Source organism: Azospirillum sp., from assembly GCF_050789165.1.
In genome coordinates, this window is record NZ_JBOZRT010000038.1 from 103,719 (window position 1) to 122,418 (window position 18,700).

Annotated in this window: 20 protein-coding genes; 8 read left to right on the top strand and 12 right to left on the bottom strand. The window is 70.2% G+C overall.

Annotation, left to right across the window (positions count from 1 at the left end; genetic code table 11):
- Positions 1-56: 56 nt before the first annotated feature.
- Together ACRWK7_RS08530 and ACRWK7_RS08535 are read left to right on the top strand one after the other, a co-directional pair.
- Positions 57-1,217 (top strand): pyridoxal phosphate-dependent aminotransferase, encoded by a 1,161-nt coding sequence (locus ACRWK7_RS08530; RefSeq protein WP_431855777.1) that lies wholly within the window; start codon positions 57-59, stop codon positions 1,215-1,217.
- Positions 1,218-1,404: 187 nt separating this feature from the next.
- Entirely contained in the window at positions 1,405-1,614 is a 210-nt protein-coding gene (locus tag ACRWK7_RS08535; RefSeq protein ID WP_431855778.1) for a DUF1127 domain-containing protein, read from the top strand.
- Positions 1,615-1,737: 123 nt separating this feature from the next.
- On the opposite strand, the gene ACRWK7_RS08540 is transcribed toward ACRWK7_RS08535, so the two are convergent.
- The 5 genes from ACRWK7_RS08540 to ACRWK7_RS08560 all read right to left on the bottom strand — a co-directional run bounded on the left by ACRWK7_RS08540 (position 1,738) and on the right by ACRWK7_RS08560 (position 6,526).
- Positions 1,738-2,871, bottom strand: coding sequence for a type III PLP-dependent enzyme (locus ACRWK7_RS08540; RefSeq protein ID WP_431855779.1), 1,134 nt, complete (start codon positions 2,869-2,871; stop codon positions 1,738-1,740).
- A 465-nt stretch (positions 2,872-3,336) separates the two neighbouring features.
- Positions 3,337-4,530, bottom strand: coding sequence for a multidrug effflux MFS transporter (locus ACRWK7_RS08545; RefSeq protein WP_431855780.1), 1,194 nt, complete (start codon positions 4,528-4,530; stop codon positions 3,337-3,339).
- Positions 4,531-4,596: 66 nt separating this feature from the next.
- On the bottom strand, positions 4,597-5,079 hold the full coding sequence (locus ACRWK7_RS08550) for an Hpt domain-containing protein (RefSeq protein WP_431855781.1): 483 nt from the start codon (positions 5,077-5,079) through the stop codon (positions 4,597-4,599).
- Positions 5,076-5,678 (bottom strand): response regulator, encoded by a 603-nt coding sequence (locus tag ACRWK7_RS08555; protein ID WP_431855782.1) that lies wholly within the window; start codon positions 5,676-5,678, stop codon positions 5,076-5,078. The genes ACRWK7_RS08550 and ACRWK7_RS08555 overlap by 4 nt, the downstream gene beginning before the upstream one ends.
- A gap of 122 nt (positions 5,679-5,800) precedes the next feature.
- Positions 5,801-6,526 carry a M48 family metallopeptidase gene (locus ACRWK7_RS08560; RefSeq protein WP_431855783.1) on the bottom strand — a complete coding sequence of 242 codons (726 nt, stop codon included), beginning with the start codon at positions 6,524-6,526 and terminating at the stop codon, positions 5,801-5,803.
- A 224-nt stretch (positions 6,527-6,750) separates the two neighbouring features.
- On the opposite strand from ACRWK7_RS08560, the gene ACRWK7_RS08565 reads away from it, so the two are divergent.
- The 5 genes from ACRWK7_RS08565 (at position 6,751) to ACRWK7_RS08585 (ending at position 12,275) form a co-directional block, all read left to right on the top strand.
- Positions 6,751-7,779, top strand: coding sequence for a sensor histidine kinase (locus tag ACRWK7_RS08565; protein ID WP_431855784.1), 1,029 nt, complete (start codon positions 6,751-6,753; stop codon positions 7,777-7,779).
- A gap of 299 nt (positions 7,780-8,078) precedes the next feature.
- Positions 8,079-9,407 (top strand): sn-glycerol-3-phosphate ABC transporter substrate-binding protein UgpB, encoded by a 1,329-nt coding sequence (gene ugpB / locus ACRWK7_RS08570; RefSeq protein ID WP_431855785.1) that lies wholly within the window; start codon positions 8,079-8,081, stop codon positions 9,405-9,407.
- 57 nt (positions 9,408-9,464) lie between these two features.
- Complete coding sequence (gene ugpA / locus ACRWK7_RS08575; RefSeq protein ID WP_431855786.1) at positions 9,465-10,349, top strand: sn-glycerol-3-phosphate ABC transporter permease UgpA; 885 nt, start codon at positions 9,465-9,467, stop codon at positions 10,347-10,349.
- A complete protein-coding gene (gene ugpE, locus ACRWK7_RS08580) occupies positions 10,346-11,209 on the top strand; it encodes a sn-glycerol-3-phosphate ABC transporter permease UgpE (RefSeq protein ID WP_431855787.1) in 864 nt (287 codons plus the stop codon). Before ugpA ends, ugpE begins: the two co-directional genes overlap by 4 nt.
- Positions 11,210-11,213: 4 nt before the next feature.
- On the top strand, positions 11,214-12,275 hold the full coding sequence (locus ACRWK7_RS08585) for a sn-glycerol-3-phosphate import ATP-binding protein UgpC (RefSeq protein WP_431855788.1): 1,062 nt from the start codon (positions 11,214-11,216) through the stop codon (positions 12,273-12,275).
- Between the two features lie 142 nt (positions 12,276-12,417).
- On the opposite strand, the gene ACRWK7_RS08590 is transcribed toward ACRWK7_RS08585, so the two are convergent.
- The gene (locus ACRWK7_RS08590) at positions 12,418-13,668 is read right to left on the bottom strand and encodes a DEAD/DEAH box helicase (protein WP_431855789.1); all 1,251 of its coding nucleotides are present in this window, start codon (positions 13,666-13,668) and stop codon (positions 12,418-12,420) included.
- Between the two features lie 123 nt (positions 13,669-13,791).
- Positions 13,792-14,313, bottom strand: a complete 522-nt coding sequence (locus tag ACRWK7_RS08595) for a superoxide dismutase family protein (RefSeq protein ID WP_431855790.1) — start codon at positions 14,311-14,313, stop codon at positions 13,792-13,794.
- Positions 14,314-14,495: 182 nt separating this feature from the next.
- Here ACRWK7_RS08595 and ACRWK7_RS08600 point away from each other — a divergent pair, with 182 nt between their 5' ends.
- Positions 14,496-14,918 (top strand): Fur family transcriptional regulator, encoded by a 423-nt coding sequence (locus ACRWK7_RS08600; RefSeq protein WP_431855791.1) that lies wholly within the window; start codon positions 14,496-14,498, stop codon positions 14,916-14,918.
- Positions 14,919-15,029: 111 nt separating this feature from the next.
- On the opposite strand, the gene ACRWK7_RS08605 is transcribed toward ACRWK7_RS08600, so the two are convergent.
- The 5 genes from ACRWK7_RS08605 to ACRWK7_RS08625 form a co-directional block, all read right to left on the bottom strand.
- Positions 15,030-16,394 (bottom strand): DUF1329 domain-containing protein, encoded by a 1,365-nt coding sequence (locus ACRWK7_RS08605; RefSeq protein ID WP_431855792.1) that lies wholly within the window; start codon positions 16,392-16,394, stop codon positions 15,030-15,032.
- Between the two features lie 67 nt (positions 16,395-16,461).
- Entirely contained in the window at positions 16,462-16,884 is a 423-nt protein-coding gene (locus ACRWK7_RS08610) for a hypothetical protein (protein WP_431855793.1), read from the bottom strand.
- 72 nt (positions 16,885-16,956) lie between these two features.
- Positions 16,957-17,748: a pyruvate formate-lyase-activating protein gene (gene pflA, locus ACRWK7_RS08615; protein WP_431855794.1), complete on the bottom strand. Its 792-nt coding sequence runs from the start codon at positions 17,746-17,748 to the stop codon at positions 16,957-16,959.
- A gap of 73 nt (positions 17,749-17,821) precedes the next feature.
- Positions 17,822-18,250 (bottom strand): putative toxin-antitoxin system toxin component, PIN family, encoded by a 429-nt coding sequence (locus tag ACRWK7_RS08620; RefSeq protein ID WP_431855795.1) that lies wholly within the window; start codon positions 18,248-18,250, stop codon positions 17,822-17,824.
- A gap of 16 nt (positions 18,251-18,266) precedes the next feature.
- Positions 18,267-18,700 (bottom strand): glycine radical domain-containing protein (locus ACRWK7_RS08625; RefSeq protein ID WP_431855796.1); only part of this gene is annotated, 434 nt, incomplete at its 5' end.

An 18,700-nucleotide genomic window follows, 5' to 3' on the forward strand; every position in this document is an offset into this window, starting at 1 on the left:
CCTGTCCAGCGGATGCCCATCTTCCATGAACCGGACCCGTCATGACGGAGGGGGGAATGCCGCTCGGCGACTCCATTCGGCCGACCATCGAGGCGCTGCCGCACAGCCCGATCGCGACCATCGCCGACTACGGCCACGGCCGCCCGGGCATCATCCCGCTGTGGTTCGGCGAGGGCGACCTGCCGACGCCCGAGCCGATCAGCGAGGCCGGCATCCGCGCCATCCGCGACGGCCACGTCTTCTACACCTACCAGCGCGGCCTGCCGCGGCTGCGCGAGGCGCTGTCGGCCTACCTGGGCCGCGTGCACGGCGTGCCGGTGCCGGTGGAGCGCATCACCGTCACCTCCTCGGGCATGACGGCGATCATGAAGACCATGCAGACGCTGGTCGATCCCGGCGACGAGGTGGCCATCGTCTCGCCGGTGTGGCCGAACATCGTCAACGCCGTGCGGGTGATGGCCGGCGTGCCGGTCGAGGTGCCGATGCATCTCGGCAACCAGGGCTGGACGCTGGAGCTTGAGCGGCTGTTCGCCGCCTGCGGGCCGCGCACCAAGGCGATCTTCGTCAACTCGCCGGGCAACCCGACCGGCTGGATCATGGAGCGCGACGACCTGAAGCGGGTGATGGAGTTCGCCCGCGCGCGGGGCTTGTGGGTGGTCTCCGACGAGGTCTACAGCCGCCTCGTCTACGACCGGCCGGCGGCGCCCTCGTTCCTGGAGGTGGCGGAGCCGGACGACAAGCTGATCGTTGTCAACAGCTTTTCCAAGAACTGGATGATGACCGGCTGGCGCCTGGGCTGGATGGTGGCGCCGGAGTGGCTCGGGCCGGTGCTGGAGAACCTCGTGCAGTACTCAACCTCCGGCACCCCGGCCTTCGTGCAGGAGGCCGGCATCGCTGCGCTGGAGGAGGGCGAGCCGGTGGTCGCCGACCTGGTGGCGCGCTGCCGCGCCGGGCGCGACCTGGTGTGTACGGCGCTGGAGCGCCTGCCGCGCCTGCACCTGACCTGCCCGCCGGGCGCCTTCTACGTCTTCTTCCGCGTCGAGGGCGAGACGGACAGCATCGCGCTGGCCCGCCGGCTGATCGACGAGGTCGCGGTCGGGCTGGCGCCGGGCGCGGCGTTCGGCTCGGGCGGCGAGGGCTACCTGCGCCTGTGCTTCGCCGCCCGCCACGACCGGCTGGCGGAGGCGGTGGACCGGCTGACGCGGGTGCTGGGGTAAAAAACGTCTCCCCCTGTGACAAGCCGGCGGCAGGCATCGCAAAACCACACTTCGGCTATGCCTTTCCGGCGTTGGTGGGGGCACCGGAAATCGGGTAATTATATTACCACTTCAACCAATGAACCAGGAAGGCGCGGCGGCCCGAAACCGGGCGGCCCCTTCGCCACAACAAAAACGGAATCCCACCATGTCCATGGCTCTGCGCTCGACCCATTCCGTGGGTCATGACTCTCTGGCGACGACCTTCAGCCATCTTCTCGACACCCTGGCCGAGTGGCACCAGCGCGCCGTGTCGCGCCGCGAACTCGCCCAGCTCGACGACCGCATGCTGCACGACATCGGCGTTACCTCGGCCGACGTCGAGCGCGAGATCGGCAAGCCGTTCTGGCGCTCGTAAGTGCCCCGGCGCCCGTCCCGGCCAAAGAAAAGGCCGCGTCCCAGCGAGGGAAGCGGCCTTTTTCGTGCCTGAACGCGCGTCCCGCCTTGGCCGGGTCGAGCCGGCCAAGGCGGTGAACGTGGATCAGATGCAGTACTGCTGCAGCGGCGCGAAGCCGTTGAAGCAGACGGCCGAGTAGGTCGTCGTGTAGGCGCCGGTGGCGTGGATGCGCACGCGGTCGCCGGCCTTGAGGTCCAGCGGCAGCTTGTACTCCGCCTTCTCGTACAGCACGTCGGCGCTGTCGCAGGTCGGGCCGGCGAGCACCACCGCCTCGGTCTCGGACTCCGTCTCGCCCAGCACCTCGATGGGGTACTGGATGGCCTCGTCCATGGTCTCGGCCAGACCGCTGAACTTGCCGATGTCCAGGTAGACCCAGCGCTTGGCGTCCTCGGACGACTTGCGCGACACCAGCACCACCTCGCTCTCGATGATGCCGGCGCTGCCGACCATGCCGCGGCCCGGCTCGACGATCGTCTCGGGGATGTGGTTGCCGAAGTGGCGGCGCAGGCTGTCGAAGATGGCCTGTCCGTAGGCGGCCGACTCCGGCACGTCCGAGCGGTAGCGGGTCGGGAAGCCGCCGCCCAGGTTGATCATGCCGAGATCGACGCCCAGCACCTCCAGCTCGCGGAACAGCATCGCCACCTGATGGATGGCGAGGTCCCACTGCATGAGGTCCTTCTGCTGCGAGCCGACGTGGAACGACACGCCCCACGGCTCGACGTTCATCTGCTTCGCCTTCAGCAGCAGCTCGCGCGCCATCTTCAGGTCGCAGCCGAACTTGCGCGACAGCGGCCACTCGGCGCCCTCGCCCGAGGTCAGGATGCGGCAGAACACGCGCGCGCCCGGCGCGGCGCGGGAGATCTTCTCCAGCTCCTCGATGGAGTCGAAGGCGAACAGGCGCACGCCCAACTCGAAGGCGCGGCGGATGTCCGACTCCTTCTTGATGGTGTTGCCGTAGGAGATGCGGTCCGCCGTGCAGCCGGCGTCCAGCACCATCTGGATCTCCGGCACCGACGCGGTGTCGAAGGCCGAGCCGAGGCGCGACAGCAGGCTCAGGATCTCCGGCGCCGGGTTCGCCTTCACGGCGTAGTAGATGCGGGCGTCGGGCAGGGCGTCGGCCAGCGCGTGGTAGTTCGTCTCCACCACGTCGAGATCCACGACGAGGCACGGGGTCTGCGGGCGTCGCTCCTCGAAGAAGCGCGCAATCTTCTCGTTCATCCCAGTCTCCTGGACGAAGCCAAATTCAGGCAATAGGGGGGTGTGGCGTCGGGTACGGAGCGGCGGAACGCGTCATCTGACCGAAGAAGCCGGTCAGGCGTTCAGCCGCCCATACTGGACGAATTGCCCGTATGGGACCGTTGGTCCGGACTGGACTGCACAGAATGCTGTCGGAGACGGGTGGGCTCAGGCCCACCGACAACAACATGAACCATCGTAACCTCCAAGTCGCCGCCTTGCTTAAGGGACGGTCGGAAATCACGCGTTACGTCGTTGCATAACCACTGCTCGAGGGTCGAGGGCGGGCCAGCGGCACGTGCGCTTGCGAGTTCGCGTTACATAGATCGAATGCCCGGCCGAGAAAAGAGAAAAATCAAAGGCCGCACAAAAAAATCCCGGGGGTGTCGGCCCACCCCCGTCGACCCGGGAATGTCACAACCGGATCAACGGTTTAGGTGGTGTTCGTCAGGTCGCCGCGACCCCCTTCGCGGCGAGACTCCGGTAGGCCGCCGCCGCACCCAGCGCGACCAGCGCCACCGCCGCCATCATGGGCAGCGCGGTGCCGTCGTGGAAGTGGCCGACCCCGATGCCGATCAGCGCCGCCACCGTCATCTGCACGAACCCCAGCAGCGCCGAAGCCAGCCCCGCCATGGTCGGGTACGGCCCGACGGCGCCGGCCATGGCGTTGGGCAGCGTCAGCCCGGTGCCCAGGATGAAGACGAACATCGGAGCGACCACCGCCGGCACGGTCATCACGTCCGCCACCGCGAGCGCCAGGCCGGCCAGCCCGCCGGCGGCGGAGATCAGCGTGCCCAGGCGCACCATGCGGTCGATGCCCAGGCGTTGCGACACCCGCCCGGCCAGGAAGGTGCCGGCCATGTAGCCCAGAACCACGGCGCCGAAGCTCAGCCCGTATTCCGCCGGCGACAGCTTCAGCCGGCCGATCAGCACGAAGGACGAGCCGGAGATGAAGGAGAAGATGCCGCTGTACGAACACGCCGCCGTCAGCACGTAGCCGACGTAGGCGCGGTTGCCGAGCAGCCGGACGTAGTTGCCGAACAGGCGCGCCGGCTTCAGCGCCTCCTCGTCCAGGTGGGCGTTGGTCTCGCGCAGCAGCAGCAGAGTCGCCGCCAGCACCGACACCGCGATCAGCGCCAGCGTCACGAAGTTGGCGCGCCAGCCGAACAGCTCGGTCAGCAGGCCGCCGAACACCGGCCCGATGGCCGGGGCCAGCGACATCGCCATGGACATGTAGGCCAGCACGGTGGCCGCGCGGTCGCGGCCGAACACGTCGCGCACCACCGCGCGCGCCACCACCGGCCCGCAGCACGCCCCCACCGCCTGGAACACCCGCGCGACGATCAGCTGGTCGATGCTGGCGGCCAGCGCGCAGGCGACGCTCGCCGCCAGATAGATGGAGACGCCGCCGATCAGCGCCGGACGCCGGCCGAAGCGGTCGGACAGGGGGCCGTAGATCAGCTGCGCCGCCGCGAACCCCACCAGGAAGACGGACAGCGTCAACTGCACCGTGACGATGTCGGTGTCGAACACCGTCACCAGCGTCGGCAGCGAGGGAAGATAGAGGTCGGTGGACAGCGGGCCGAAGGCGACGAGCGCGGTCAGCAGCACACGAACGGCGAGGGAATCGGGGCGGGGCATGGCGGGGGTCGAAGTGGGGCGGCGGGCGGGGTCGCACTATAGCCGCCCGACCGCCGGCTGTCCCGCTCAGGCTCGTTCGGGGGACAGCACGTGGCGGACGGCGCGCGCCAGACCGTCGAGCAGCGCCTGCGCCCCGCTGTCGCCGCCGTCGGCCTTCAGCGCGACCATGGTGTCGACGTGCAGGGTGACCACCGCGCCGCCGCGCGCCCGTTCGGGACCGCCGGCCTCGATGAACGCGCACAGCGACTCGGCGGTGTTGCCGACGTGGCCGAAGCCGAAGGTCCTGGCCTCGCCGCGGATCTGGTGGGCGATCGCGAAGATGGTCTCCGCCGCCGCCGCGCCGCCGCCCGTGGACAGCGCCCGCAGCGCGTGCAGCTGGTCGTCGAGATGCCGGGAATAGGCGGCGGCGCTGGCGTGCACCAGGGCGCGGAAGGTCGGCGGGACGGTCGGCGGCAGGGTGGGGCTGCCGCGGCCGACCTTGCTCTTCAGCCGGTTCGGCGGCTGGACGATGCGGACGGAGGTGCCGTCGGGTGCGGTGTGCGTGCTCATTCACCGGCCTCCATCGGTTGTTCGGTCAGCGCGGCGCCGCCGCCCATGATCGCCGTGATCTCGCTCTGCGACAGCGACCGGTCGGCGGGGCCCTGCGGCTGCGGCGGCTGGTGGTCGGAGCTGCGCCGGCGCGGCGTGTCCTCGTCGGAGGCGCCGCGGCGGCGGCGGTCCGGCCCGCGGTAGCCCGGCGCCTCGATGAACAGGCGCGGCCGCTCGATGACGGATACCAAGTGGTGGTACATGGTCTGCGGCGAGGCCGGCTTGACCAGGAACTCGTTGACCCCGGCGTTGCGCGCCGCCAGCACGTTGCCCAGCGTGCTGTAGGCGGAGATCATGATGACCGGCACGTAGCGCGCCTCGCCCGGCAGCCGCCGAAGGCGCCGCGTCACCTCCAGCCCGTCCATCGGCTTCATGTCCCAATCGACCATCACGATGTCGGGCGGTGCCGACTCGACGAGGGCGAGCGCGGCGTTGCCGCCCTCGGCCTCCTGGATGCGGGAGAAGCCCAGCGACTTCAGCATCTGCCGCAGGATGACCCGCATCCAGACGCTGTCGTCCACCAGCAGCACGCTCGCGCGGTCGAAGGCGTAGGCTTTCATCGCGCCTCCCAGAGGTTCGGCCGGGCGCACGTTTCCACACGCCACTTCCGAAGCGTAAGAGTCACAACAATTGCGGCGCAACACGACAAGCGACTGAGGGGGTAATGCTTTTAGGTTAGGCCTCAGCCATAGCGCAGAAGGCGGGCGCCGTTGGCCTTGAGCCAGGCGCGCGGGCCCTTCACCTCGGCGGTCAGGGTGGCGCACACCGCCCAGAAGCGGGCGGAGTGGTTCATCTCCACCAGATGCGCCACCTCGTGCGCGACGACGTAGTCGAGCACCGCCTCCGGCGTCAGGATCAGCCGCCAGGAGAAGGAGAGCCGGCCGCTCGACGCGCAGCTGCCCCACCGCGAGCGGGTGTCGCGCACGGTCACCGCCGCCACCCGCTTGCCGATGTGCGTGGCCTTGGCGCGGGCGCGCTCGGCCAGTTCGCGGCGGGCCTCGGCGATCAGGTGGTCGTGGACCCGGCGCTCCACATGCTCCGGCCGGCCGCCGACCAGCAGCACCCCGTCCTCGCGCCGGGTGCCGCCGCGCAGGTCGGGAAGGTGGCGGATGACGTGGTCCCGGCCCAGCACCGGCACCGCGGCGCCATCCACGAAGGGCAGGCGCGGCGGCAACTGCTCCAGCCGCGCGCGCAGCCAGCCGTCGTGGCGGAGGATGAAGCGGTGCACCTCGGCCTCGGCCATGCCGGCGGGCACCACCACCTGGACGAGGCCGCGCCCGGCGTCCACCCGCAGCGTCATCCGGCGGGTGCGCGCGCTCTCGCGCAGCTCCAGCGGAACGGGCAGCCCGGCTATGGCCAGCGCGCGCGGCCCCTTCGGGGCGGCGCCAGGGGTGCGGCGAGTGGTCATGCCCTTCTTATAGCCCGCCGCCGCCATCCCGTGCCAGCGTTCACGGAATGTTGTTTTGCGGCGCCGGGGCCCCAATCTAACTTTGTTCCAAGGGCCGCTGACGATTGTCACATTTGACAGGCGAGCCGACACCGCAAGATAGTCGTGGCTGGAAGTGGTCTGGGAGCGGAGCCGTCGTGGGCGAGTATAAGCAAGATGTGCGGAACGAACGGCCTGGTCGAAGCTTGGCCGACGGCCGGGAAGATCTGCTGGACGCGCTGCTCGCCGCGGGCGGGGAACGGCTGGCGATGCTGGATCCGGCGGCGCGGATTCTTGTGGCGAACCGCCCGTTCGCCGCGGCGCTGGGCCGCCGCCCCGACGAGCTGGAGGGGCTGACCCTGGCCCAGGCCGGCATCCCGCAGGCCGTGGCGCTGACGGCGCTGGTCGAGGCTGTGGCGGCGTCGGGCCTGGCGCTGACCGTCGGCGGCCTGCTGCCGGACGGCGAGGTGACGCTGGCGGCGGAACCCGGCGGATCCGTCGTGGTGCGCGGCCGCAACCCGGAGGAGGAGGCGCGCAAGGTGCGCAGCCGCTTCCTGTCCACCGCCCGGCACGACCTGAACCAGCCGATCCAGGCCATGCAGCTGTTCCTGCACCTTCTGCAGGCGCGCGCCGCCGACCCGCAGACGCGCGAGATGGTGGACCGCCTGGGGCAGGCGCTGCAGGGGGCCGAGGGCTTCATCCGCATGGTGCTCGACGCCGCCTCGCTGGAGGCCGGGCTGGTGCGTCCGGAGCGCGGCGCGGTCGCCATCGACGACGTGTTCAGCGTGCTGCTCCAGGAGTTCGAGGCGAAGGCCGAGGAGAAGGGGCTGCGCCTGTCGGTGCGCCCGGCCGAGGCGGCGGTCACCACCGATCAGGTGCTGCTGCTGCGCCTGCTGCGCCATGTGGTGGACAACGCCATCCGCTACACCGAGGCGGGCGGCGTGCTGATCGCCGCGCGGCGGCGCGGCGCGCTGCTGCGGCTGGAGGTGTGGGACACCGGCGCGGGCATCCCGGAGGCCGACCTGCCCAGCCTGTTCGACGACTTCCACCAGATCGACGGGCGCGAGCGCACCAAGGGCCATGGATTCGGCCTGCCGCTGGTGCGCCGGCTGGCCGCGGTGCTGGGGCACCCGGTTGCGGTGCGCTCCCGGCTCGGGCGCGGGACGGTGGTGTCGCTGAACATCCCCCTGGTCGCCGCCCCGGTTCTGGTGCTGGACGACGCGCCGGTGGCGTAGGCCGCCGGGCCTCTGCCCCCCGGCCGATTGACAGCGAACCATTTCCTCCCTCAGGGTGTGTAAAAAATACGGGGAGGAGGCGTTCCAATGGCGACGCCGTCACACGGGCTCGCCACCGGCGACCATCGCATCACCGACACACGCGACCCCGCCGTTCCGTGGGAGAGCGACGCCGACGCGCCGACGGCGCGCGCGCCGTGGCGCCGGCGTTTTCATCTAACCTTTACGTAAATGTCATGCTAAGGACGCTCAGGGATACCAGGGTACCGGCGTTCCGCACAAAAACAGGGAGGTGCATCGTGTCCAATCGTCTCGCGCTGGCCGCCGGCACGGCGGTCGCCCTCGCCCTGCTGGCCGGCCCCGCCGCCGCGCAGAAGATCCAACTGGAGTTCTGGCACGGCCTGCCGCAGCCGCTCGGCGGCCAGCTGGAGCAGGTGGTGCAGGGCTTCAACGCGTCGCAGAACAAGATCCAGGTCAACCCGACCTTCAAAGGGTCGTACCCGGAGGCCATGCAGAGCGCCATCGCCGCTTTCCGCGCCGGCAACGCGCCGCACGTGGTGCAGATGTTCGAGGTCGGCACCGCCACCATGATGGCCGCCGGCCCGGCGATCAAGCCGGTCTACCAGCTGCTCCAGGAGACCGGCTCGACGCTGGATCCCAAGAGCTACCTGCCGGCGGTGGCGGGCTATTACACCACGGCGGACGGCAAGCTGATGTCGATGCCGTTCAACAGCTCGACCACCATCCTGTTCTACAACAAGGACGCCTTCCAGAAGGCCGGCCTGGATCCCAACGCGCCGCCCAAGACCTGGCCGGAGCTGATCGAGGCGACGAAGAAGCTGAAGGCCTCGGGCTCGTCCTGCCCGTTCACCACGTCCTGGCCGACCTGGGCGCAGTTCGAGCAGTTCTCGGCCATCCACAACGTGCCGTTCGCCACGCAGGACAACGGCTTCAAGGGCCTGAACGCCGAGCTGAAGATCAACACGCCGCTGCATGTGAAGCACCTGCAGACGCTGATCGACATGCAGAAGGACGGGCTGTTCAAGTACGCCGGCCGCGACAACGCGCCGGACGCCCTGTTCCCCGCCGGCGAATGCGCCATGCAGATGGCCTCCTCCGGCCTGCGGCTGCGCATCACCAAGGAGGCGAAGTTCGCCTGGGGCGCGGCGATGCTGCCCTACTGGCCGGAGGTGAAGGACGCCCCGAAGAACTCGATCATCGGCGGCGCCTCGTTCTGGGTGATGACCTCGCCCAAGCGCACGGCGGACGAGTACAAGGCGGTGGCCGAGTTCCTGCGCTACCTCAGCCAGCCGGAGACCGACGCCAACTGGCACATGGCCACCGGCTACCTGCCGATCACCGCCAAGGGCTACGAGGTGGCGAAGGCCCAGGGCTTCTACGACAAGAACCCCGGCGCCGACATCCCCTACCTCCAGATGGCGCGCTCCGAGGTGACGCCGAACACCAAGGGCCTGCGGCTCGGCGGCCTGCCGGAGATCCGCAACATCATCCAGGAGGAGATGGAGAAGGCCTTCCAGGGCCAGCAGTCCGCCCAGCAGGCGCTCGACACCGCCGTCCAGCGCGGCAACACCGTGCTGCGCAACTTCGAGCGCGCGAACAAGGGCTGACTTTTGGTCCCTCCCCCGCCTCCGGCGGGGGAGGGACTTACTTCATTCAGAGATTCCATGCAGCGACGCGTCGTCTTCGAGAACAAGTGGCTTCCCTACCTGCTGCTGGCGCCGCAGGTGGCGATCACCCTCGTCTTCTTCCACTGGCCGGCCGCCCAGGCGATCGAGCAGTCCATGCTGTTGCAGGACGCCTTCGGCCTGCGCCAGACCTTCGTCTGGTTCGAGAACTTCCAGGTCGTGCTGAGCGACCCGAACTACCTCGGCACCATGCGGGTCACCGCGATCTTTAGCGCCGCCGTCACCGTGCTGTCGATGGTGCTGGCGCTGCTGTTCGCGGTGCTGGCGAACACCCACATCGTCGGGCGCAGCGCCTACAAGACGCTGCTGATCTGGCCGTATGCGGTCGCCCCGGCGGTGGCGGCGGTGCTGTGGCTGTTCATCTTCAATCCCGAGATCGGCGTGCTCGGCCGCGCGCTGAACGACATCGGGCTGCGCTGGGACTACCGGCTGAACGACGGGCAGGCGCTGTTCATGGTGGTGGCCGCCTCGGCGTGGAAGCAGGTCAGCTACAACTTCATCTTCTTCCTGGCCGGGTTGCAGGCGATCCCGCGCTCGCTGCTGGAGGCGGCGGCCATCGACGGCGCCGGGCCGGTGCGGCGGTTCTGGACGGTGACCTTCCCGCTGCTGTCGCCGACCACCTTCTTCCTGCTGGTGGTCAACGTCGTCTACGCCTTCTTCGAGACCTTCGGCGTCATCCACGCGCTGACCAAGGGCGGGCCGGGCAAGGCGACGGAGACGCTGATCTACCGCGTCTACCTGGACGGCGTGATCAACAACGACCTGGGCAGCTCGTCGGCGCAGTCGGTGCTGCTGATGCTGGTGGTGGTGGCGCTGACGGCGGTCCAGTTCCGCTTCATCGAACGCAAGGTGCACTACGCATGACGGCCCCCAAAAGTAACCAGGGGCGTTTCATCGATGCCGTGCCGCACATCGTGCTGATCCTGGGCGTCCTGATCTTCGCCTTCCCGATCTACATGACGCTGATCGGCTCGACCTGGGACGCCGCGACCATCGCGCGCGGCAACCTGCCGCTGACGCCCGGCGACCAGATGGCGCACAACTACACCACCGCCTGGACGGAGAGCCGCGGCGAGCGCGCCGTGTTCACGCCCGTGCGCATCATGATGCTGAACAGCGTCATCATGGCGCTGGCCATCGCGCTGGGGAAGATCCTGATCTCCATCCTGTCGGCCTTCGCCATCGCGTTCTTCCGGTTTCCCGGGCGGATGCTGTTCTTCTGGATGATCTTCATCACGCTGATGCTGCCGGTGGAGGTGCGGATCATTCCGACCTACAAGGTGGTCGCCGACCTCGGCCTGATCGACACCTACGCCGGGCTGACCATCCCGCTGATCGCCTCGGCCACCGCGACGCTGCTGTTCCGCCAGTTCTTCCTGACCATCCCGGACGAGCTGGTGGAGGCCGCCAAGATGGACGGCGCCGGGCCGATGCGGTTCTTCGTCGACGTGCTGCTGCCGCTGTCGCGCACCAACATCGCGGCGCTGTTCGTCATCCTCTTCATCTACGGCTGGAACCAGTACCTGTGGCCGCTGCTGATCACCACCAGCCGCGAGATGCAGACGGTCGTGGTCGGCATCGTCTCGATGATCGGCACCGGCGAATCCGCCACCGACTGGAACCTCATCATGGCCACGACCATGCTGGCCATGCTGCCGCCGGTGGCGGTGGTGGTGCTGATGCAGCGGTGGTTCGTCAAAGGTCTTGTGGACAGCGAGAAGTAAGAACATGGCGACGGTTGAACTGAAGCAGGTCCGCAAGTCCTACGCCGGCGTGCAGGCGATCAAGGGGATCGACCTGAACGTGGCGGACGGTGAGTTCCTGGTGCTGCTCGGCCCCTCGGGCTGCGGCAAGTCGACGCTGCTGCGCATGGTGGCGGGGCTGGAGGCGATCACCGCCGGCGACATCGCCATCGGCGGGCGCGTGGTCAACGGGCTGGAGCCCAAGGACCGCGACATCGCCATGGTGTTCCAGAACTACGCGCTCTACCCGCACATGAGCGTGTTCGACAACATGGCCTACGGCCTGAAGATCCGCGGCCTGCCCAAGTCCGAGATCCAGGCGCGCGTCGACAAGGCCGCGGCGATCCTGGAGCTGGGGCCGTTCCTCGGCCGCAAGCCCAGCCAGCTCTCCGGCGGCCAGCGCCAGCGCGTCGCCATGGGCCGCGCCATCGTGCGCGAGCCGGCGGTGTTCCTGTTCGATGAGCCGCTGTCCAACCTGGACGCCAAGCTGCGCAACCAGATGCGCGTCGAGATCAAGCGGCTGCAGGACCGGCTGGGCATCACCAGCCTGTACGTGACGCACGACCAGGTCGAGGCGATGACGCTGGCCGACCGCATCGTGGTGATGAACCACGGCGTCGCCGAGCAGGTCGGCACGCCGCTGGAGGTCTACCAGCGCCCGGCCAGCCTGTTCGTGGCGGGCTTCATCGGCTCGCCGCCGATGAACGTTGTGGACGCTACGCTGGACGCGGGCGGCGCTGGCGCCGACCTGGGCGGGGTGAGGGTGATCCTGCCGCGGCCGTATGCGGGCCAAGCCGGGCGCGCGGTGAAGCTGGGCGTGCGGCCGGAGCACCTGAGCGTGGCCGAGGGCGGGCTGCCGGTGACGGTGGAGCTGGTCGAGGCGCTGGGCGCCGACACCGTGGTGCACGGGCGGCTGGCCGGCGGGCAGGTGCTGCTGGCGCGGCTGCCGGGGCTGCCGAGCTGCCGGGAAGGGGACGCGCTGACGCTGGTGGCGCCGGCGGAGGCGTGGCACCTGTTCGACGCGGAGACGGGGAAGCGGGTGGAGTAGCCTTTCAGTCCCTCCCCCGCCTCCGGCGGGGGAGGGAAGGGGCCCGCGAAGCGGGAAGGGTGGGGGCCTATGGCCTGCCCAGAAATTCGATGCCCCCACCCAACCCTCCCCCGCCGGAGGCAGGGGAGGGCCAGAAACACCTCTACGCCGCGCTCTTCTTCGGCCCGCCATGCTTTGGCGGCCGGCGGTCGTGCCGCGCGCCGGGCTTCGGTGCGCCGCCGCCCTGGTGCGAGGCGTGCAGCTGCGCCACCGCCGCGGCGTGGTAGCGGTGGCTGGGGTCGGCGGGGACCGGCTGGCGGATGGTCTTCTCGATGGCCTTGAGGTAGGCCACCTCCTCGGCGTCGCAGAAGGACAGCGCCATGCCGGCGCTGCCGGCGCGCGCGGTGCGGCCGATGCGGTGGACGTAGCTCTCCGGCTCGTTCGGCAGGTCGAAGTTGATGACGTGCGTCACGCCGTCCACGTCGATGCCGCGCGCCGCGATGTCGGTCGCCACCAGCGCCCGCACCTCGCCGGCGCGGAAGCCGTCCAGCGCCTTCTGGCGTGCGGTCTGCGACTTGTCGCCGTGGATCGAGTCGGCGGACACGCCCGCCTTCTTCAGGTGCTCGGCGATGCGGTCGGCACCGTGCTTGGTGCGGGCGAAGACGATGGTGCGGGCGATGCTGGTGTCGCCCAGCAGCTCGGCCAGCAGGCGGCGCTTGTCGGCGCGCTCGACGAACAGCACGCGCTGGTCGATGCGCTCCACCGTGGTGGCCTGCGGCGTCACCTCGATGCGCAGAGGGTCGGGGGCGAGGACGCTGGCCGCCAGCTTGGCCACCGCGTCGGGCATGGTGGCGGAGAACAGCAGGGTCTGACGCGGCTTCGGCAGTTGGGCGGCGATCGTCCGCACGTCCTGGATGAAGCCCATGTCGAGCATGCGGTCGGCCTCGTCCAGCACGAACACCTCGACGGAGGACAGCACCGCGTGCTTCTGCGCCATCAGGTCGAGCAGCCGGCCCGGCGTGGCGACCAGCACGTCGGTGCCGCGGGCCAGCGCGTGCACCTGCGGCATCTGCCCGACACCGCCGTGCACCACCGTGCAGCGGATCGGCAGGTGGCCGCCGTAGGTGTTGAAGCCGTCGCGGATCTGCAGGGCCAGCTCGCGCGTCGGCGTCAGCACCAGCGCGCGCATGGTCCTGGCCGCGAGCCGTTTGCGGTTCTCGAACAGGCGCTGGAGGATCGGCAGCGCGAAGGCCGCGGTCTTGCCGGTGCCGGTCTGCGCGAGGCCCAGCACGTCGCGCCCCTGAAGCAGCGCCGGGATCGCCTGCGCCTGGATCGGCGTCGCGGTGGTGTAGCCCTCGGCCTCGACGGCACGCAGAAGGGGCTCGATCAGGCCGAGGTCTTTGAAATCGGTCATGGAGACGGGGAAATCCTGGCTGCTGGCCGCCCGCCCGGCAAACCCCGGCGCAAAACGCGGCAGCCCCTCAGATAGGGCGGAAAGGCCGGATTTGCAAGGATTTGCCGGGCGTCGCGGCGCGGGTCAGCCCTTCTTGATGACGCCGCAGGCGATGCGGTCGCCGGAGTTGCCGGCGGGGTCGGTCGCGTAGTCGTCGGTCTTGGCGTGGATGACGAACGCGGTGCCGTTGGCGCCGAACAGCCCGTTGGCCGCGCCGTCGTTCAGCGAGACGCCGTGGGTGAACGCCTCGAAGCGGGCGTGGCCGCGCTCGTCCACGTAGAAGCCGGGCAGGTCGCCGCCGTGCGGCTCCTTGCCGGCCAGGCCGTGCTTGGCACCGTTCGGGTTGAAGTGGCCGCCGGCGGCGGCGAAGTCCGGCTCGCACTTGCCGGCGGCGTGGATGTGGAAGGCGTGCCAGCCCGGCGGCAGCCCCTCCAGCTCGCCGCGGATGACGACGCCGCCGGGGTGCTGGGTCAGCGTGATCTTGCCGACGTCCTTGCCCGCCGCGTCCTTCATGGCGGCCGACGCGCCCGGCATGGATTGCGCGAAGGTAGTCCCGGCGCACAGCGCCAGCGCGACCGCAACCGCGGCCGGTGCGAACAGCTTCATTGTCCCACTCCCGTTGTCGTTGTGCCGGTGTTCCGGCTTCCGCCATTGCAGCGGCAGCAAGGCAGTTGCGTCAACGGGCGATTTGGCATAGATGCGGCGTTCTGTCGCGTCATTGCCCAATCGGTGGGCGGTGGCCCGGCGGTATCATCGTCGCTCGTTCAAGGCGGGGAGGTCGGGAGCGCATGTCGTCACGGCTCGAGGCGCTGTGCCTGGAAAAAGGTTTGAAGATGACCGGCCAGCGCCGCGTCATCTCGCAGGTCCTGTCGGAGGCGGAGGACCACCTCGACGTCGAGGAGGTGCACCGCCGCGCCGTCCGCCTCGACCCGCGCATCTCCATCGCCACGGTCTACCGCACCATGCGCCTGCTGGAAGACGCCGAGGTGGTGGAGAAGGTGGATTTCGGCGACGGCCGCGCCCGCTACGAGGAGAAGCGCGGGCAGCACCACGACCACCTGATCGACACCCGCTCCGGCCAGGTGATCGAGTTCACCAACCCCGAACTGGAGGCGATGAAGGAACGCATCGCCCGCGAGTTGGGCTACCGCATCGTCGGCCACCGGCTGGAGATCTACGGGGTGCCGCTGGGCGAGGATGAAAAGCGGTAAGTTTTGCCCCCTCCCCGGCCCTCCCCCGCTTCGCGGTGGAGGGGGCGGGGCGGCGGCAGTTCCCTCTCCCGCAAAGCGGGGGAGGGGTAGGGAGGGGGCAGGCGAACCGCCTCACCGCCGCTTCGGCACCAGCGCCTCCGGCGTGAAGTCCTCCGGCCGCAGCGGCTTGTCGAACACCGGCGGCTTCTCCGCGCCGTCCAGGCCGACCACCAGATAGCGCCCGCTGGTCAGGTCGTAGGTCACCTCGCGCGCCGGCAGCAGCACCGGCACCTGCGGGTGCACGATGGGGTGGACCTCGGCGTAGCGCGCCAGCTCGCCGTCCGGGCCGTAATGCTCGGCCATCAGGATCTGCCAGGAATCCTCGTCCAGGTAATAGACGCGCCGCGGGAAGGCGTGGCGCAGGCCGCGCTTCAGCGTCGCCTCGACCACCCAGACGCGGTGCAGCTCGTATCGGGTCAGCGTCGGGTTGGGGTGCGCCGACCAGAACACCTCCTCCGGCGTCAGGTCGGGGGCGAGCAGGCGCCAGGCGTTGTACGGCACGTACATCTCGCGCCGCCCCAGCAGCTCGAACGAGAAGCGGTCGAGCAGGCCGGAGAACATGTCCTGCATGTCGGCGGTGCGCAGCCCGCCGGCCGCCGGGTCGGGCGTGTCGTAGGCGAAGTCGGCGGCCCGCACCGGCAGCGTCTTCTCGCCCGGCGGCTTGTACCAGGTGACCGGGGGGCGCTGCAGCGGGTTGAGCGTCTGCTGCGTCAGCAGCGCCGCGCCCGCCGCCTCGGCCGGGCGCAGGCCGACGCGGCGGCGGTGCACGGCGACCGGGCCGTCCTGGCCCTGGGCGTAAAGGGACAGCCGGTCCTCGCGGTAGACGGACGGGGCGGAGTGGCCGCGCTCGTCCGGGATGGCGATGCCGTAGGTGCGGGTGACCGATTCGCCCTGCCAGCGCAGCAGATGGTTCCACATCGCCTCCTCACCGGTCTTCGGCGCCGGGAAGGGAATGCCGATGCGGGCGCCGGTGATCGCCAAGCCGTTCTCCAGCAGCCGGGCGCGGCCGGCGGCGTTCTCGATGCTGGCCTCGGCGACGCGCTGGGGCGCCGCCGCGGTGCGCCGCGTCGGGAACATGGGGATCTCGAAGCTCGCCGGGAACTTCGTGAACAGGGCGATCTGGCCGGCGGTAAGGCGGGACTTGTAGCGCTCGACGTCGCCGGCGCGGACGGTGAACCAGCGCGTGTCGTCGGGGAACGGGTCGCGCATGTGCTGGCCGGGGGTGTAGACGTCCGGCGGCGGCTGGCTCATGCCGCCGGTCCAGGCCGGGATGGTGCCGTTGCGGTTGGCCGCGCGCACGGCGCCGAACGCCGTCAACTCGCCCCCCACCATCGGCTCGGGCGGCGGAGCCGGCGGCGCGGTGTCCGCGGCGAGCGCGGGAAACGCGGACACGGCGAGCGTCAGCGCCAGGGCGCGGGCGGTGGAGGCGAGGAACATCGGGATCCCGGGACGGCGGAAGGCACGGCACGCATTGTGCCGCGTCCGCCGGTGGGCGCAACTGCGTTCAGTCGTCCTCGCCGGACAGCTCGGCCACGGTCAGCCGGGCGGCGCGCAGCAGCGACGGGTTGGGGTCGGAGACGACGCCGTCCTCGTCCACCTCGGGCTGCACGCGCTGCTTCAGTTCGCGCGCCGCCTCGACCAGCAGGTAGCTGAGCCGCAGGTCGTTCAGGCCGCGCACCAGCGCGCGCAGCTCCGGGTTGGTCAGCGCCGCCGGGTCGAGCGGCGCGGGCGCGGCCGGTTGCGCCACGGGCGGCGGCGCCATCGGGCGAGGCGGCGCAGAGGGCGGCATGGGTGCCGGTTCGGAGACGCGGTCGACCGCGACCGGCTCGGCCGCCGTGCGGACACGGCGAGGCTTCCGGCGGACGGCGGAGACCGTTTCCGGCAGATCGTCGAAGAGAAGGGGCTGGCCGCCGCTGGTCGCGTCCATGCTCATCGCTCCACCCGCGGGCTGCGAAATGTTCACGGTTCATTCTACAAACCGCGTCCCGTTTGTCGAGACTCAATCGACGAACAGGCCGCGGGACCGGAAGACGCCGCGCACCGCCTCGGCAGACTCGGGGGTGGGGGGCTGCACGTCGGCGAGCTGGTAGCGCAGGTCGCGCTCGAACCACTTGTACTCGCCCATCTTGTGGAAGGGCAGCACGTCCACCCGCTCGACCGAGCCGAGGGTGGCGACGAAGTCCGCCAGCTTCTCCACGGCGTCGGGCTGGTCGGTCAGGCCCGGCACCAGCACGTAGCGGATCCACATCGGCTTGCCCAGCGCGTCGAGGTGGCGGGCGAAGTCCAGCGTCGGCTGCAGTTCGACGCCGGTGAGGCGGAGGTAGGTGTCGGGGTCGATGTGCTTGACGTCGAGCAGCACGAGGTCGGTGTCGGCCAGCAGGGCGCCGCCCGCCCGCGCGCCCAGGTAGCCGGAGGTGTCCAGCGCGGTGTGCAGGCCCAGCTCCTTGGCGCCGCGCAGGACGGCGCCGGTGAACTCCGGCTGCACCAGCGGTTCGCCGCCGGAGATGGTCAGGCCGCCGTGCATGCGCTTCAGCATGTCGGCGTAGGAGGCGATCTCGTCCAGCACCTGCTCGATGGAGACCCGGTGGCCCTCCTTCATGTGCTGGCTGTCGGGGTTGTGGCAGTACAGGCAGCGCAGCGGGCAGCCGGCGGTGAACAGCACGAAGCGCACGCCCGGCCCGTCCACCGTGCCGGCCGTCTCGACCGAGTGGATCCAGCCGGTCAGCCGTTCCGGCCGGGTGAGGTGCGGGTGCGGCACCAGGCACAGGGCGCCGTTCGGTTCGCAGCGCATGGGCAGAGGCCTCGCGGGTGGGGACACGCAGGAGATGGTGCGCCGCGGCCGGGATGCGAGCGGGGGCGGGGCTTTACGGCTTGAGGAACGCGATGGGCCGCAGGATGCGCGTGCGGCCCACGGTCTTCAGCGCCAGGACCGCCTTGTCCTCGGTCAGCAGCACGTCGGCGTCGCCGGCCAGCGCCACGGCCAGGAACTTGTCGTCGTCGGGGTCGCTGCACAGGCGCTGCTCCTCCGCCGGCTCGACGCGCTCGGCCTCGGCGGCGATGGCGGCCAGGAAGGCTTCGCGGTCGGGGCGGGGCTTGAAACGGTCGAAGGCGGGGCGCAGCAGGACCTCGCGCAGTTCGGCCAGGGTGGAGTCCGACACCAGCAGCACGCCGGATCCCCTGGCGGCCTCGACGCACAGGCGGGTCGGCTCGTAACGGCGAACACCGCCCTCGGGAAGGAGGGCGGCGCTGACCAGGACGTTGGTGTCGAGAACGAAGCGGCGGGCGTCGACCATGACGCCCTATACCGCCTTAATGCGCGCCGTGGAAGGTGCGGTTGATGACGTCGAGCTGCTGCTCGCGGGTGAGCTTGATGAAGTTCACCGCGTAACCCGACACCCGGATGGTGAGCTGCGGGTACTGCTCCGGGTGGTCCATGGCGTGCAGCAGCGTCTCGCGGTCGAACACGTTCACGTTGATGTGGTGACCGCCCTGCGCGAAGTAGCCGTCCAGCATGCCGACCAGATTGCGCACCCGCTCGCCCTCCGTCGGGCCGAGCGCGCCCGGCACGATGGTGAAGGTGTAGGAGATGCCGTCCTGCGCGTGCGCGTACGGCAGCTTCGCCACACTGGCCATCGAGGCGATCGCTCCCTTCCGGTCGCGCCCGTGCATCGGGTTGGCCCCCGGCGCGAACGGCTCGCCCGCCTTGCGCCCGTCCGGCGTCGAGCCGGTCTTCTTGCCGTACA

Bases quoted from the DNA above. Each gene is read 5' to 3' on its own strand.
- ACRWK7_RS08610 (WP_431855793.1), bottom strand. From the start codon at position 16,884: ATGGACGCGACCAGCGGCGGCCAGCCCCTTCTCTTCGACGATCTGCCG.
- ACRWK7_RS08595 (WP_431855790.1), bottom strand. From the start codon at position 14,313: ATGAAGCTGTTCGCACCGGCCGCGGTTGCGGTCGCGCTGGCGCTGTGC.
- ACRWK7_RS08560 (WP_431855783.1), bottom strand. From the start codon at position 6,526: ATGACCACTCGCCGCACCCCTGGCGCCGCCCCGAAGGGGCCGCGCGCG.
- ACRWK7_RS08600 (WP_431855791.1), top strand. From the start codon at position 14,496: ATGTCGTCACGGCTCGAGGCGCTGTGCCTGGAAAAAGGTTTGAAGATG.
- ACRWK7_RS08590 (WP_431855789.1), bottom strand. From the start codon at position 13,668: ATGACCGATTTCAAAGACCTCGGCCTGATCGAGCCCCTTCTGCGTGCC.
- ACRWK7_RS08555 (WP_431855782.1), bottom strand. From the start codon at position 5,678: ATGAAAGCCTACGCCTTCGACCGCGCGAGCGTGCTGCTGGTGGACGAC.
- ugpA (WP_431855786.1), top strand. From the start codon at position 9,465: ATGCAGCGACGCGTCGTCTTCGAGAACAAGTGGCTTCCCTACCTGCTG.
- ACRWK7_RS08545 (WP_431855780.1), bottom strand. From the start codon at position 4,530: ATGCCCCGCCCCGATTCCCTCGCCGTTCGTGTGCTGCTGACCGCGCTC.
- pflA (WP_431855794.1), bottom strand. From the start codon at position 17,748: ATGCGCTGCGAACCGAACGGCGCCCTGTGCCTGGTGCCGCACCCGCAC.
- ACRWK7_RS08585 (WP_431855788.1), top strand. From the start codon at position 11,214: ATGGCGACGGTTGAACTGAAGCAGGTCCGCAAGTCCTACGCCGGCGTG.
- ACRWK7_RS08535 (WP_431855778.1), top strand. From the start codon at position 1,405: ATGTCCATGGCTCTGCGCTCGACCCATTCCGTGGGTCATGACTCTCTG.
- ACRWK7_RS08540 (WP_431855779.1), bottom strand. From the start codon at position 2,871: ATGAACGAGAAGATTGCGCGCTTCTTCGAGGAGCGACGCCCGCAGACC.
- ugpE (WP_431855787.1), top strand. From the start codon at position 10,346: ATGACGGCCCCCAAAAGTAACCAGGGGCGTTTCATCGATGCCGTGCCG.
- ACRWK7_RS08530 (WP_431855777.1), top strand. From the start codon at position 57: ATGCCGCTCGGCGACTCCATTCGGCCGACCATCGAGGCGCTGCCGCAC.
- ACRWK7_RS08605 (WP_431855792.1), bottom strand. From the start codon at position 16,394: ATGTTCCTCGCCTCCACCGCCCGCGCCCTGGCGCTGACGCTCGCCGTG.
- ACRWK7_RS08550 (WP_431855781.1), bottom strand. From the start codon at position 5,079: ATGAGCACGCACACCGCACCCGACGGCACCTCCGTCCGCATCGTCCAG.
- ACRWK7_RS08620 (WP_431855795.1), bottom strand. From the start codon at position 18,250: ATGGTCGACGCCCGCCGCTTCGTTCTCGACACCAACGTCCTGGTCAGC.